We start from the raw sequence: 15,284 nt of genomic DNA, 5'->3' as shown, positions 1-15,284 counted from the left end.
AAAGTCAAGCGGGAAGGCGCAAGCCGTCCCAGGTATCGTGCACTGCCGCGCGCCTCAGATCTCTTCGCGGACGAAGCCCTTGCCGCGCCAGTAGTAGAACGGCACCGGATGCGCCGGATCGAGCTCGGGATCGTCGGCAAGCCGCGCCTGCAGCTCCTCGATGATCGTCAGCGTGATCGTCGGCAGTTCCAGCGACTTGGCCTCCTCCAGCGTCAGCCAGTGCACGTCCTCCAGCTCTCCCGAAGGACCGGTGCCCGAGGGCAGGCGGTCGGCCACGGCGTCTGCGAAAACGGCGAGAAACCGAGTGTCGAAGCGGCGCGGCCGGCGGGGAGGGGTGATCGCGCGGGCGATCAGGCGGATCGGCGTCAGGTCCGGCAACAGGCGCCGGTCGGAGAACGCGGCCATGTCGCCGCTGCCCTGCCAGGCAAGATCGCTCGGCGAGCCGACCAGCACGCCGGCCTCCTCGTAGGTCTCGCGCACGGCGGCGACGGTGAAGGCGCGCGCGCGCGCATCCGTCTTCGGCCCCTTCATCGCGTGGACCAGCTTGCCGGCAACGCCGGGGTGATAGTCGCCGGCGACCGGCACGCGGCTGTCGGCCGGGTCGACCCGGCCGCCGGGAAAGACGAACATGCCGGGCATGAACCGGTGTCGCATGTGGCGGCGGCCCATCAGCACCCGGTGATTCCCGTCTTCCCTGCGGTCGAGCACGAGCAGCGTTGCCGCATCCTTCGGCCGCAGGTTGGGGTTGTTCATCTGCCGCTCGGTTTCCGACAACCGGCGCACCAGGAACTCGTTCATGTGCGGGAGCCGTCCCCACCGAAGTCGTAGGCCGGCTCGTCGTCGCCGATGGCGTTCGGGTCGAAGCCGTGCATGTAGTTGGCCCATTGCAGGCCGATCAAGGCGCCCTTGATCGGCGGCAGGCAGGCCAGCGTCATGATCACGATCAGCGGCAGCCACAGCACCGTGTGCAACCACATCGGCGGCACCATCATCATCTCGACCGCCAGCGCGATCGGCAGCACAACGTGGCCGACCAGGAAGATGGTGAAATAGGGCGGGGCGTCGTCGGCGCGGTGGTGGTGCAGCTCCTCGCCGCACGAGGCGCAGACCGGCTCCACCTTCAGGTACTTGCCGTAAAGGCGGCCGGAACCGCAGGCCGGGCAGCGTCCCTTTGCACCGAACATCATGGCGCGGCTGACATCGCGCTTGGGCTTGGCGTTCGGAGCGCTCGTGGTGATGGCGCCCGACAGCTCGGGCGAGCCTGCATAGGTGACTGTCATTTCCGCCGTCCTTTCGATGGCCGCCCCTTCGACGGATGTCCCGGCTTGGCCGAGCGGCCCGCGCCGCCGCCTTTATGCTTGCGGTTGCGCTCAAGGGTGCGTTCGCGCGCACTCCTTCTCTTGTGATAGTGACCTTCGCTCAAAAGTTCAAACCGCAGCGCCCCCGCGTAAGGGGCCGCTTCGACCAGTCGAACCTCCACCCGATCCCCAAGAGAGAAGGTTTCTCCTGTGGTTCGGCCGCTCATCGAATGCGACGATTCGTCGTAATGATAATAATCGTCGCCGATGGTCGAGGCGGGCACGAAGCCGTCCGCGCCGGTGTCGTCGAGGCGGACGAACAGGCCGGACTTGACCACGCCGGAGATCCGCCCGGCGAAGCGGGTGCCCACCTGGTCGGCCAGCCACAGGGCGATCAGCCGGTCGATGGTGTCGCGTTCGGCCAGCATCGCCCGGCGCTCGGCGGCGGAGACGTCCGCGCCGATCATCTCCAGCTTGCCCTCCATCCCGTCCGGCAGCCCGTCGTCGCCCAGCTTCAGCGCCCGGATCAGGCCGCGATGGACGATCAGGTCCGCATAGCGGCGGATCGGCGAGGTGAAATGGGCGTAGCGGCGCAGGTTGAGGCCGAAATGGCCGATGTTCTGCGGCGAGTATTCCGCCTGCGCCTGGCTGCGCAGGATCACCTGGTTGACCAGTTCGGCCTCGGGCGTTCCCTCGACCTTCTTCAGGATGCCGTTGAACGCTGCCGGGCGGATGCCGCCGCCGGAGGCGAGGCGGATGCCGAGCGTTCCCAGGAACTCCTTCAGCGCTTCCAGCTTCTCCGGGCTCGAGGCGTCGTGGACGCGGTAGAGCAGCGGCACGCCGTGCTTCTCCAGCGTCTCGGCCGCCGCCACGTTGGCCTGGATCATGAACTCCTCGATCAGCTTGTGCGCGTCGAGGCGGTTGGGTACGTAGACGCCGTCCACCGTGCCGTCCGGCTTCAGGCGGATCTTGCGCTCAGGCAGGTCGAGATCCAGCGGCTCGCGCGCCTCGCGGCCGCGCTTCAGGCACGCATAGGCGGCCCAGAGCGGCTTCAGGATCTCCTCCAGCACCGCATCGGCGACGATGCCCGGCTCACCGTCGATGGCGGCCTGTGCCTTGTCGTAGGAGATCTTCAGCGCCGAGCGCATCATCACCCGGTGGAAGCTGTGGCCGAGCTTGCGCCCGTCCTTGTCGAAGACCATGCGCACGGCCATGGCCGGGCGGTCCTCGCCTTCCTTCAGCGAGCACAGCCCGTTGGACAGCGCCTCGGGCAGCATCGGGATCACCCGGTCGGGGAAGTAGACCGAGTTGCCGCGCAGATGCGCCTCGCGGTCCAGCGGTTCGCCCGGGCGCACGTAATAGGCGACATCGGCGATGGCGACGGTGGCGACATAGCCGCCCGCATTGGCCGGATCCTCGTCGGCGACCGCATGCACGGCGTCGTCGTGGTCCTTGGCGTCGGCCGGGTCGATGGTGATCAGCGGCAGCTTGCGCCAGTCCTCGCGGCCCGACATCGTCGCCGGCTTGGCGTTCTCCGCCGCCTCGATCACCCGGTCGGGGAAGTCGTGCGGAATGCCGTGGGTGTGCAGGGCGATCTCGGAGACCGCCATTTCCGAATGCATGGCGCCGATGCGGCGGACGATGCGCCCGCGCGGCAGCCCGTAGCGGCCGACCTTGGTGACCTGCGCGCCGACGAGGTCGCCGTCCTCCGCGCCCTTGAGATCGCTCGTGTCGATCTCGAGTTCCTTCTGCTTGCGGTCGATCGGCTCCAGGAAGGTGCGCCCGCGCGCCTGGCGCAGGATGCCGAGCACGCCCGAGGCCTGACGGTCCAGCAGCTTGATCATGCGGCCCGCGCGGGTCGCCTCGTCGCCGGCCGGATCGCCGGTCAGGCGGACCAGCAGCCGGTCGCCGAGGCCGGGCGCGCGCATGTCGGACTTGCGCGGGTCGGGCAGAACCAGGATGCGCGGGGCGCTGCCGTGCTCTTCGTCGTCCCAGCTGGCCGGCTCGGCCAGCAGCTCGCCGTCGCTGTCGCGGCCGGTGACCAGCACCACCAGCACCGGCGGCAGATCGCCGGGGCGCGAGAGGCGCTTCTGCCGCTTTTCCAGCAGGCCGTCGTCGGCCATCTCGCGCAGCAGGCGCTTCAGGTAGATGCGAGCACCGCCCGTGATGCCGAAATGCCGCGCGATCTCGCGCTTGCCGGCCATGCCGGGATTGTCGGCGAGAAAGGCCATGATCTCGTCGCGGCCCGGCAGCTCCGCCGCGCCCTTGGTCTTCTCGCCCTTTTTCGCCGTGCGCGGACGTTTCGGCCCCTTGGTGGTCAAGCGGCGCCATCCGCGGCGGCGTCCGCCTTCTTGGCCTTCGTCGCCGTTTTCTTCGCGGCAGGCTTCTTGGCGGCCGGCTTCTTCGCAGCCGTCTTCTTGGCGGCGGGCTCCTTGGCGGCGGCCTTCTTCGCCGGAGCCTTCTTGGGCGCAGCCTTCTTCGCGCCCTTGCCCGACGCGCCGGCCTTGGCGTTGACGATCTCGATCGCCTCTTCCAGCGTCACCGCCATCGGGTCCTTGCCCTTGGGCAGGGTGGCGTTGACCTTCGCCCACTTCACGTAAGGCCCGTAGCGCCCGTCCTGCACGGTGATCGGCCCGCCGTCCGGATGCTCGCCGAGCTCCTTCAGCGGGGCGGCCCCGGCGCGTCCGCGCGAGGACTTCGCCCGCTTCTGGGCCAGCGCGTCGACCGCGCGGTTGATGCCGACGGAGAACACCTCGTCGGCGCTTTCCAGATTGGCATAGGTGCCGTCATGCAGCACGAACGGGCCGTAGCGGCCGATGCCGGCGGAGATCATCTTGCCGTCTTCGGGATGCGGGCCGACCTCGCGCGGCAGCGACAGGAGCTGCAGCGCCTTGTCGAGATCCATGTCGGCGACCTGCCAGCCGCGCGGCAGCGAGGCGCGCTTGGGCTTGGCTTCCTCGCCGAGCTGGACATAGGGGCCGAAGCGGCCCGAGCGCAGCGTCACGTCGAGACCGGTCTCCGGGTCCTGGCCGAGCAGCTTCGGACCGTCGGCGATTTCCGCATCGCCGTCCTCGCCGCCGCCCGCCGAGAGCTGGCGCGTGTAGCCGCAATGGGGCGGGTTCTCGTTGGGAACCTTCCCCTCCAGCTTGTCCTTGTCGTAGTTCGAGCAGCCGACGAAGGCACCGAAGCGGCTGACCTTCAGCGACAGGCGGCCGGCGCCGCAGACCGGGCACTTGCGCGGATCCTCGCCATTGCCCGTGTCGGGGAAGACGTGGGCGGCCAGCATCTCGTTCAGCGCTTCCAGAACCTCCGATACGCGCAGGTCCTTGGTGTCGTGCACCGAGCCGGAGAAATCCTTCCAGAAATCGCGCAAAACGTCCTTCCACGACAGTTCGCCGGCCGAGATGCGGTCGAGCTTTTCCTCCAGCGCCGCCGTGAAGTCGTACTCCACGTAGCGGTTGAAGAAGCTTTCCAGGAACGCGGTGACGAGCCGGCCCTTGTCTTCCGGGACGAGGCGCTTGCCGTCGAGCTTCACATAGTCGCGGTCGCGCAGGGTCTGCAGCGTCGAGGCATAGGTCGAGGGACGGCCGATGCCGAGCTCTTCCATCTTCTTGACGAGCGTCGCCTCGGTGAAGCGGGCAGGGGGCTCGGTGAAGTGCTGTGCGGTCTCGATGGACTGGCGCTCCACCTTCTCGCCCTCGGTCATTGCCGGCAGGCGGCGGGCGTCCTCGTCCTCCTCGTCGTCGCGGCCCTCCTGGTAGAGGGCGAGGAAGCCGTCGAAGCGCACGACCGAACCGGTGGCGCGCAGGGTGGCCGGGCCGCCGGTGCCGCTGGCGTCGATATCGACCGTGGTGCGCTCCAGCACCGCGGATTCCATCTGCGAGGCGATGGTACGCTTCCACACCAGCTCGTAGAGCCGGGCGGCATCGGGGTCGAGATAGCGGGCGACGTCCCGCGGGCGGCGGGTCAGGTCGGTCGGGCGGATCGCCTCGTGCGCCTCCTGGGCGTTCTTCGCCTTGGAGGAGTAGTGGCGCGGCTTTTCCGGCACGTAGTTGTCGCCGTAGTCCTTGCCGATCACCTTGCGGGCGGAGGCGATGGCCTCGCCGGCGATCTGGACGCCGTCGGTACGCATGTAGGTGATGAGACCGACGGTCTCGCCGCCGATATCGGCGCCTTCATACAGCTTCTGGGCGATCTGCATGGTGCGGGCGGCGGCGAAGCCGTATTTGCGCGAGGCTTCCTGCTGCAGCGTCGAGGTGGTGAAGGGTGCGGCCGGGTGACGGCGCTGCGGCTTCGATTCCACGCTCGCGACCTTCAGCGAGGCAGCGCGCAGGAAGGAGGCGATCTTGTTCGCCTGCTCCTCGTTGGCGATGTCGAGGCGGCCGAGCTTCTTGCCCTCGAAGGCGGCGATGCGCGCCTGGAAGGTCGCGCCGCCCGCCGTCGTCAGGTTGGCCAGCACCGACCAGTATTCCTGGCGCACGAAGCGCTCGATCTCCGCCTCGCGGTCGCAGACGAGACGCAGGGCGACCGACTGCACGCGGCCGGCCGAGCGAGCGCCCGGCAGCTTGCGCCACAGCACCGGCGACAGGGTGAAGCCGACGAGGTAGTCCAGCGCGCGGCGGGCCAGATAGGCATCGACCAGCGGCTCGTCGAGCTCGCGCGGGTTGGCCATCGCGTCGAGCACGGACTTCTTGGTGATGGCGTTGAAGACGACGCGCTGGACCGGCTTGTCCTTCAGCGCCTTCTTTTGCCGCAGCACCTCGAGCACATGCCAGGAAATCGCCTCGCCTTCGCGGTCGGGGTCAGTCGCGAGGATCAGGCGGTCGGCATCCTTGACGGCGCGGACGATGTCGTTGAGGCGCTTCTGGGACTTCGCATCGACATCCCAGGTCATCGCGAAATCTTCGTCGGGCAGCACGGAACCGTCCTTGGGGGGCAGGTCGCGGACATGGCCGTAGGAGGCGAGGACCTGATAGTCCGGGCCAAGATACTTGTTGATGGTCTTGGCCTTGGCCGGCGATTCCACAATGACGATATTCATGAGACCCCAAACAGGAAAACGGGTGCGCCGACCCGTTCGGACGGCGCCTTGCAGCGGATACTGTCTGCGCGACTGACGCGGGACGATCCCCCAAATGCATGGCCGCTGTCAAATGACCTTTCCGGCAGGGCGGGTCAAGGGTCGCCGCGGAAATCGCCGCGCGATTGCTGCGAAGGGATGAGACGGGAAGGGGTCTTGCGCCGGTCTTTCCGGCAGTCGGCGCACCATGCTGCGCGCCCTGAGCCAGGCGGCAAGGCGGGCCGGAAAGGCCCGCCTTGCCCGATGGTTACGCCACGTTGCGGCGGCGGCCGGCGATCAGGTCGAGCACCGAACGGGCGGCGTCGAGCACGTTGGAGCCGGGTCCGAAGATCGCCGAGACGCCCGCATCCTTGAGGAACTGGTAGTCCTGACGCGGGATCACGCCGCCCACCACGACGATGACGTCGGAGGCGCCGCGCGCCTTCAGCGCTTCGACCAGCTGCGGGGCCAGCGTTTTGTGGCCGGCGGCGAGAGAAGACATGCCCACCACATGCACCTTGTTCTTCACCGCAAGGTCGGCCGCTTCTTCCGGCGTCTGGAACAGCGGGCCGGCGATCACGTCGAAGCCGATGTCGCCGAAGGCCGAGGCGATCACCTTGGCGCCGCGGTCGTGGCCGTCCTGTCCGAGCTTGGCGACGAGCACGCGCGGCGTCTCGCCGAGCGAGGAGGCGAAGTCGGAGAGCCGCTGCACCAGCGTCTCGTATTCCGGCTCGCCCTCATAGGCCGGGCCGTAGACCTGGCGCACCACCTTGGGCACTGCCTCGTGGTCGCCGAACGCTTCGCGCAGCGCATCGGAAATCTCGCCGAGCGTGGCGCGGGCGCGGGCCGCTTCCACGGCCGCTTCCAGGATGTTGCCCTGGCCCGTGCGGGCGACCTCGCGCAGCGCGTCGAGGGTCTCCTGCGCGCGCTGGGGATCGCGCTGGCGCCGCGTGCGCTCGATGCGGGCGATCTGGGACTCCCGCACCGCCTTGTTGTCGATGTCGAGGATCTCGATGTCGTCCTCGTTCTCCAGGCGGAACTTGTTGACGCCGACGATCACCTCGTCGCCGCGGTCGACGGCGGCCTGGCGACGGGTCGCGGCCTCCTCGATCATCCGCTTGGGCAGGCCCTTGTCGACGGCCGCTGTCATGCCGCCCTCGGCCTCGATGCGCTCGATGATCTCCCAGGCGCGGGTGGCCAGCTCGTTGGTCAGGCTCTCCACGTAGTAGGAGCCGGCGAGCGGGTCGACGACCTTGGTGACGCCCGTCTCGTGCTGCAGGATCAGCTGGGTGTTGCGGGCGATGCGGGCGGAAAACTCCGTCGGCAGGGCGATGGCCTCGTCGAAGGAGTTGGTGTGCAGCGACTGGGTGCCGCCGAGCGCCGCCGACATCGCCTCGAAGGCGGTGCGCACGATGTTGTTGTACGGGTCCTGCTCCTGCAGCGACACGCCGGAGGTCTGGCAGTGGGTGCGCAGCATCAGGGAGGAGGCCTTCTTCGGCTGGAACTCCGTCATGATGCGCGACCACAGCAGGCGCGCGGCGCGCAGCTTCGCCGCCTCCATGAAGAAGTTCATGCCGATGGCGAAGAAGAACGACAGGCGCCCGGCGAAGGCGTCGACGTCGAGCCCCTTCTTCAGCGCGGCACGCACATATTCGCGCCCGTCCGCCAGCGTGAAGGCCAGCTCCTGCACCAGCGTCGCCCCGGCTTCCTGCATGTGGTAGCCGGAAATCGAGATGGAGTTGAACTTCGGCATCTCCTTCGCCGTGTACTCGATGATGTCGGCGATGATCCGCATCGAGGGCTCGGGCGGGTAGATGTAGGTGTTGCGGACCATGAACTCCTTGAGGATGTCGTTCTGGATGGTCCCCGAGAGCTTCGCCCGCGGCACGCCCTGTTCCTCGCCCGCGACGATGAAATTGGCGAGGATCGGGATCACCGCGCCGTTCATGGTCATGGAGACGGAGATCTGCTCCAGCGGGATGCCGTCGAACAGGATCTTCATGTCCTCGACGCTGTCGATGGCGACGCCCGCCTTGCCGACATCGCCGACGACGCGCGGATGATCGCTGTCATAGCCGCGATGGGTGGCAAGGTCGAAGGCGACCGAAACGCCCTGCTGCCCGGCGGCCAGCGCCTTGCGGTAGAAGGCGTTGGATTCCTCCGCCGTGGAGAAGCCCGCATACTGCCGGATCGTCCAGGGACGGCCGGCATACATCGTCGCGCGGGGCCCGCGCAGGAAGGGCTCGAAGCCGGGCAGGGTGCCCAGGTGCCCGATCCCTTCCAGGTCTTCCTCGGTGTAGAGCGGCTTGACCGGGATGCCTTCCGGCGTCTGCCAGACGAGGTCCTGCGGATCGCTGCCCTTGAGCTCCTTCGAGGCCAGGTCCATCCAGTCGCGAACGGTCTTCTTCTCGGTCATGACCCGCTCCTATTCGAATTCCATGATGATCTCGTCGACGGCGAGGCTGTCGCCCGGCTTGGCGGCGATGGTCTTGACCACGCCCTTGCGCTCGGCCTTCAGCACGTTCTCCATCTTCATCGCTTCCACCGTGGCGAGCGTCTGGCCCGCCTCGACGGTCTGGCCCTGCTCCACCGCGATGGACACCACCAGGCCCGGCATCGGGCACAGCAGCATCTTCGAGGTGTCGGCCGGGATCTTCTCCGGCATCAGCCGCGCGGCCATTGCCTGGCGCGGGGTGAGGCAGGACAGCACCACCTCGGCGCCGCGCTGGCGCAGGCGCACGCCCTGCAGCGTCGGGTCGACCTTCACCGCCAACGACCGGCCGTCGACACTGGCCTCGATCAGGGGCGTGCCCGGCTTCCAGTCGCCGAGCGCGACCTTGCGCGGGGCGGACAGCGCCGTGCCGTCCTCGCCCTCGCGCGGCGCGACCGTGTAGCTGCCGTCGCCGTTTTCGGTGATCGCGACCGGAAACTCCTCGCGCTCCACCACGATGGTCCAGTTCGGCCCGACCACGCGGCGGTGGTTGTCCATGGCGCCGCTGATCTGCGTTGCCCGTGTCTCCGACACATGGTTGCAGGCCGCGGCGATCGCGACAAGGTCTTCAAGCGCGCCGGCCTCCGGCGTCACGCCGGCAAAGCCTTCCGGATATTCCTCGGCGATGAAGGCGGTGGTGATGGCGCCGCTGCGGAAGCGCGGGTGGTCCATCACGGCGGAGAGGAAGGGCAGGTTGTGGCCGATGCCTTCCACCTCGAACCGGTCGAGCGCGTCGCCCATGGCGTCGATGGCCTCGATGCGCTTCGGCGCCCAGGTGCACAGCTTGGCGATCATCGGGTCGTAGAACATCGAGATCTCGCCGCCCTCGAAGACGCCGGTATCGTTGCGCACGACGGTGCCGTCCTCGCGGGTGCCTTCCTGCGGCGGGCGGTAGCGGGTCAGCCGGCCGATGGAGGGCAGGAAGTTGCGATAGGGATCCTCGGCATAGAGCCGGCTTTCCATCGCCCAGCCGTTCAGCTTCACGTCGTCCTGCGTGATCGAAAGCTTTTCGCCGGCGGCGACGCGGATCATCTGCTCGACGAGGTCGATGCCGGTGATCAGCTCGGTCACCGGATGCTCCACCTGCAGGCGGGTGTTCATCTCCAGGAAGTAGAAGTTGCGGTCGCCGTCGACGATGAACTCGACCGTGCCGGCCGAGGCGTAGTTCACGGCCTTCGCCAGCGCCACCGCCTGTTCGCCCATGGCCTTGCGGGTCGCCTCGTCGAGGAAGGGGGAAGGCGCCTCCTCGATGACCTTCTGGTTGCGGCGCTGGATCGAGCATTCGCGCTCGCCCAAATAGATCGTGTTGCCGTGGCTGTCGGCCAGCACCTGGATCTCGATATGGCGCGGCTGGGTGACGAATTTCTCGATGAAGATGCGGTCGTCGCCGAAGGAATTGGCCGCCTCGTTCTTCGACGACTGGAAGCCCTCGCGCGCCTCCGCGTCGTTCCAGGCGATGCGCATGCCCTTGCCGCCGCCGCCGGCGGAGGCCTTGATCATCACCGGATAGCCGATCTCGCCGGAGATCTTCACCGCCTCGTCCGCGTCCGCGATCAGGCCCATGTAGCCCGGCACGGTGGAAACGCCGGCTTCCGCCGCCAGCTTCTTGGATGTGATCTTGTCGCCCATCGCCTCGATGGCCGAGGCCGGCGGGCCGATGAAGGCAACGCCCTCCTTGGCCAGCCGCTCGGCGAATTCGGCGCGCTCCGACAGGAAGCCGTAGCCCGGATGCACCGCATCGGCGCCGGACGCGCGGATCGCGTCCATGATCTTGTCGATGACGATGTAGGACTGGTTCGCCGGCGGCGGGCCGATATGGATCGCCTCGTCGGCCATCTTCACATGCAGCGCGTCGCGGTCGGCGTCGGAATAGACGGCGACGGTCTGGATGCCCATCTTGCGCGCGGTCTTGATGACCCGGCAGGCGATCTCGCCGCGATTGGCGATCAGGATTTTCTTGATCATTGTTCTGTCGGTCCCGTTCGTGGGTCTGCGCGCATCACAGCGGAATGTTGTCGTGCTTCTTCCAGGGGTTGGAGAGCTGCTTGTTGCGCAGCGTCGCCAGCGCCCGTGCGACCCGCCGGCGGGTCGAGTGCGGCATGATCACGTCGTCGATGAAGCCCTTCTCCGCCGCCACGAACGGGTTGGCGAAGCGATCCTCGTATTCCTTGGTGCGCGCGGCGATCTTCTCCGGGTCGCCCAGTTCGGAGCGGTAGAGGATCTCGGTTGCGCCCTTGGCGCCCATCACTGCGATCTCGGCCGTCGGCCAGGCGTAGTTGATGTCGCCGCGGATATGCTTGGACGACATCACGTCATAGGCGCCGCCATAGGCCTTGCGGGTGATGACGGTGACCTTCGGGACCGTCGCCTCGCCATAGGCGAAGAGCAGCTTGGCGCCGTGCTTGATGACGCCGCCATATTCCTGGCTGGTGCCGGGCAGGAAGCCGGGTACGTCGACCAGCGTCAGGATCGGGATGTTGAAGCAGTCGCAGAAGCGCACGAAGCGCGCGGCCTTGCGCGAGGAGTTGATGTCGAGCACGCCGGCCAGCACCATCGGCTGGTTGGCGACGACGCCGACCGTCTGCCCCTCGATGCGGATGAAGCCGGTGACGATGTTGCCGGCATAGTTCTCCTGGAGCTCGAAGAAGTCGCCCTCGTCGGCGATCTTCACGATCAGCTCCTTCATGTCGTAGGGCTTGTTCGGGTTGTCCGGGATCAGCGTGTCGAGCGAATTGTCGATGCGCGCCGGGTCGTCGAAGAACGGACGCACCGGCGGCTTCTCGCGGTTGCTGGAGGGCAGGAAGTCGATGAAGCGGCGCAGGGCGATCAGCGCCTCCACGTCGTTGTCGAAGGCGCCGTCCGCGACCGAGGACTTGCTGGTGTGGGTCTTGGCGCCTCCCAGCTCCTCGGCCGTCACCACCTCGTTGGTCACCGTCTTCACCACATCCGGGCCGGTGACGAACATGTAGGACGTGTCGCGGACCATGAAGATGAAGTCGGTCATTGCCGGCGAGTAGACCGCGCCGCCCGCGCAAGGGCCCATGATCATGGAGATCTGCGGCACCACGCCCGAGGCCATGATGTTGCGCTGGAAGACGTCGGCATAGCCGGCGAGCGAAGCGACGCCTTCCTGGATGCGGGCGCCGCCGCTGTCGTTGAGCCCGATCACGGGGGCGCCGTTCTTCATCGCCATGTCCATGATCTTGCAGATCTTCTGGGCATGGGTCTCGGACAGCGAGCCGCCGAACACGGTGAAGTCCTGCGAGAACACGTAGACCATGCGCCCGTTCACCGTGCCCCAGCCGGTGATGACGCCGTCGCCCGGCATCGAGGTGTCCTGCATGCCGAAATCCACGCAGCGGTGGGTGACGAACATGTCGTATTCCTCGAACGAGCCTTCATCGAGGAAGATCTCGACGCGTTCGCGCGCCGTCAGCTTGCCCTTGGCATGCTGCGCCTCGATGCGGCGCGTGCCGCCCGCAAGACGGGCGGCGGCGCGGCGGTTTTCCAGTTCCTGCAAAATTTCCTGCATGGCCGGCCTTTCGGGCTCTGGTGGCGCTGCGCTCTGGTATGCGGGCAGCGCCTGACGATCAGCGTTTGCGGGCGATCAGCGGGTGCGGGCACGCACCAGCGCGACGGCGATGGCGGCGGCGAGCACCGACTTCACGATACCGCCGATAACGAAGGGATAAAGCCCCAGTGCGAGGATCGGCTTGTCGAAGCCGATGACCGCGCCGAGCCACAGCAGGCCGGGGACGAAGACGACGGCCTGCGCGACGAGCGAGGCCGGGATCGCCTGCCACAGGCTGCGGGTCCAGCCGCGCTCGGCGAAGACGCCGGCAAGCCAGGCCGAGGCGAGGAAGCCGAGGAGGAAGCCGCCGGTCGGGCCCATCATGTAGGCAAGGCCGATGCCCTTGGCGGGCGTGTCGGCGAAGACCGGCAGGCCGGCCGCGCCCTGCAGCAGGTAGGCGGCGACGGCCGCCGCGGCGAGGCGCGGGCCGAGCGTGAAGCCCAGCACCAGGAGCGCCATCGTCTGCATGGTCATCGGCACCGGGTAGAACGGCACGCTGACCTTGGCCGAGGCCGTCAGCAGCAGCGAGCCGGCCAGCGCGATGGCAAGCGAGCGGGCGAGGCTGCGGGGCGTGGTGGTGGCGGCGAAGTTGCCGGACATGGCGTTTCCTCCTGGATGCCGCGGGCGGGCCGTGCCGGTCTGCCGCGGGCCTTCGTGTCTTCGGCCGCATGACGTTTCGGGCATGCGGCGCATTGCCTTTTCGCTACTCCTTTTCGCCCGGCAGCGGGAGAGTTGAAAAAGCCGCAAAGCGAATTTAATCTGTTTGCAAACTTCAGTTTGCGAATTTGCAAACATCTCCAGCGGGACCCCCGCCATGAAGGGCGTGCCATGAAAAAGCTGTTCCTCGGCCGCCAGATCCGCAGCCTGCGCGAGAAGGCCCAGTTGACGCAACGGGATTTCGCCGAACGGCTCGGCCTGTCGACCAGCTATGTCAACCAGCTGGAGAACAACCAGCGCCCGGTCTCCGCGCCGGTCCTGCTCACCCTGTCGGAGCGGTTCGGCCTCGACCTTGCCTCGCTCTCGGTCGACGACGACGACCGGCTGATCGCCGCCCTGCAGGAGGTCTTCGCCGATCCGGTGCTGGCGGGCGCGGCGCCCGGCCTGCAGGATTTCAAGATGGTGAGCCAGAACGCGCCGGACTTCGCCCATGCGCTGGTGCGCCTGCACCAGGCCTATCGCCAGATGGGCGAGCAGCTGGCCCAGTTCGACGACCGGCTGGCCCGCGACGAGGGGCTGGCGCGCCCGACCCCTTACGAGGAAGTGCGCGACTTCTTCCATTTCGAGAACAACTACATCCACGAGCTGGACCTTGCCGCCGAGGAACTGGCGACGCGCCTGTCGCCCTCGGGGCGGATCTTTGCCCGCGACCTTGCGCAATATCTGGAGGAGCGACACGGCATCGCCGTCGAGCGTCGGCGCGCCGGCACGGGCGGCGGTTCGGGGGAGGGCGCCATCCGCCGCTTCGACCGGGAGCAGCGCCGGCTCTATCTCAACGAGGCGCTGCCCGAATCCACCATCGTCTTCCAGCTCGCCCACCAGATCGCGCTGCTGGAGGCCGGCGACATCGTCGAGGCGGTGGTGGCGCGGGCGCGGTTCCAGACCTCGGATGCGGCGCAGGTCGCGCGCATCGGCCTTGCCAATGCCTATGCCGGCGGCCTGGTGCTGCCCTATCGTGCCTTCCTGTCGGCCGCGCAGGAGACCCGCCACGATCTCGACCTCATCGCCGACCGGTTCGGCGCCAGCCTGGAGCAGGTGGCGCATCGCCTCTCCACCATGCAGCGGCCGCGGCTGAAGGGCATTCCCTTCTTCTTTGCCCGGGTCGATAGGGCCGGCAACATCACCAAGCGCCATTCGGCGACCAAACTGCAGTTCGCCCGCTTCGGCGCCGCCTGTCCCTTGTGGAACGTCCATCGCGCCTTCGAGAGCCACGGGGCGATCATCCGTCAGCTCGCCGAGACGCCGGACGGCTCGCGCTACATCTCGCTCGCCGCCCATGTCGTGAAGAAGTCCGGCGGCTACAGCGGCCCGGTGCTGCACTATGCCATCGCGCTGGGCGCGGAGATCGCCCATGCGCGCGACATCGTCTATTGCGACGATCTCGACCTCACCCGCGAGGCGGCGTTCGAGCCCATCGGCGTCTCCTGCCGCATCTGCGAGCGGCTCACCTGTCCGCAGCGCTCCGTGCCGCCGCTCAACCGGGCGATCTCCATCGACAGCGACGACCGCCGGCTGGTGCCCTACGCGATCCGCTGACGCCTTGCCTCGGCGCGGCATGCGGATTTCGTTTCATGCTGAAATTATTTCAGCATAAATCCTTGTATTAAATGACAGAAATATATCCTGTTGACTGGAACGTAAACGTCATGCAGGGTTTTCTGCGGAGGAGGCCATGCAGCCCTATTACACCATCACCCAGCTGACGCAGGAATTCGGCGTGACGACACGCACCTTGCGCTTCTACGAGGCGGAGGGCTTCCTCAAGCCGACGCGGCGCGGGCGCCAGAGGCTCTACAAGCCCGGCGACCGGACGCGGCTGAAGCTGATCCTGCGCGGCAAGCGGCTCGGCTTCACCCTCGCGGAGATCCGCGACATCATCACGATGTACGACAAGTCGCCGGGCGAGGCGGGCCAGCTCCAGCTGCTGCTCCAGCGCATCGAGGGGCGGCGGTCGGAGCTGATGGCCAAGCGTCACGACATCGACCTGACGCTGGCAGAGCTCGACGAGGTGGAGCGCGGCGCCCGCGCCAGGCTCGGCGAGCTCGGGCCGATGAGCGACCTGTTTTCCGCCGCCGCTGCGGCGACCAAGGCCGCAAAGACATGACACGAGCCCGCGCCTGCTTCTCGTGCAGGACGCGGGCCATCGAC

Annotated in this window: 10 protein-coding genes; 2 read left to right on the top strand and 8 right to left on the bottom strand. The window is 67.7% G+C overall.

All coding sequences use genetic code 11. The features are described 5' to 3' along the window. Positions 1–54: 54 nt before the first annotated feature. The 8 genes from BBX35_RS03375 to BBX35_RS03340 all read right to left on the bottom strand — a co-directional run bounded on the left by BBX35_RS03375 (position 55) and on the right by BBX35_RS03340 (position 13,019). Positions 55–798, bottom strand: a complete 744-nt coding sequence (locus BBX35_RS03375; protein ID WP_067216009.1) for an NUDIX hydrolase — start codon at positions 796–798, stop codon at positions 55–57. Continuing rightward, positions 795–1,280, bottom strand: coding sequence for a DUF983 domain-containing protein (locus BBX35_RS03370; protein WP_067216007.1), 486 nt, complete (start codon positions 1,278–1,280; stop codon positions 795–797). The genes BBX35_RS03375 and BBX35_RS03370 overlap by 4 nt, the downstream gene beginning before the upstream one ends. Then, on the bottom strand, positions 1,277–3,529 hold the full coding sequence (gene rnr, locus BBX35_RS03365; protein ID WP_067218146.1) for a ribonuclease R: 2,253 nt from the start codon (positions 3,527–3,529) through the stop codon (positions 1,277–1,279). The genes BBX35_RS03370 and rnr overlap by 4 nt, the downstream gene beginning before the upstream one ends. 86 nt (positions 3,530–3,615) lie before the next feature. Continuing rightward, complete coding sequence (topA, locus tag BBX35_RS03360) at positions 3,616–6,339, bottom strand: type I DNA topoisomerase (protein ID WP_067216004.1); 2,724 nt, start codon at positions 6,337–6,339, stop codon at positions 3,616–3,618. 286 nt (positions 6,340–6,625) lie between these two features. Further along, positions 6,626–8,773 (bottom strand): methylmalonyl-CoA mutase, encoded by a 2,148-nt coding sequence (scpA, locus tag BBX35_RS03355; RefSeq protein WP_067216001.1) that lies wholly within the window; start codon positions 8,771–8,773, stop codon positions 6,626–6,628. 9 nt (positions 8,774–8,782) lie between these two features. Next, complete coding sequence (locus BBX35_RS03350) at positions 8,783–10,813, bottom strand: acetyl-CoA carboxylase biotin carboxylase subunit (protein WP_067215998.1); 2,031 nt, start codon at positions 10,811–10,813, stop codon at positions 8,783–8,785. A gap of 34 nt (positions 10,814–10,847) precedes the next feature. Beyond that, positions 10,848–12,380 (bottom strand): acyl-CoA carboxylase subunit beta, encoded by a 1,533-nt coding sequence (locus BBX35_RS03345; protein ID WP_067215996.1) that lies wholly within the window; start codon positions 12,378–12,380, stop codon positions 10,848–10,850. A 75-nt stretch (positions 12,381–12,455) separates the two neighbouring features. Beyond that, positions 12,456–13,019, bottom strand: a complete 564-nt coding sequence (locus BBX35_RS03340; RefSeq protein ID WP_067215994.1) for a biotin transporter BioY — start codon at positions 13,017–13,019, stop codon at positions 12,456–12,458. 228 nt (positions 13,020–13,247) lie between these two features. Between BBX35_RS03340 and BBX35_RS03335 the strand changes: the two genes are divergently transcribed. Continuing rightward, positions 13,248–14,672 carry a helix-turn-helix domain-containing protein gene (locus BBX35_RS03335; protein ID WP_067215991.1) on the top strand — a complete coding sequence of 475 codons (1,425 nt, stop codon included), beginning with the start codon at positions 13,248–13,250 and terminating at the stop codon, positions 14,670–14,672. Between the two features lie 136 nt (positions 14,673–14,808). Beyond that, positions 14,809–15,240, top strand: coding sequence for a MerR family transcriptional regulator (locus BBX35_RS03330; protein WP_067215989.1), 432 nt, complete (start codon positions 14,809–14,811; stop codon positions 15,238–15,240). The last annotated feature ends 44 nt before the right edge of the window (positions 15,241–15,284 follow it).

Origin of the sequence: Stappia indica (assembly GCF_001696535.1) — a bacterium.
Taxonomy (GTDB): domain Bacteria; phylum Pseudomonadota; class Alphaproteobacteria; order Rhizobiales; family Stappiaceae; genus Stappia; species Stappia indica.
Note: the sequence above shows the minus strand (reverse complement) of the source record. Positions and strands in the feature narration are given on the sequence as shown.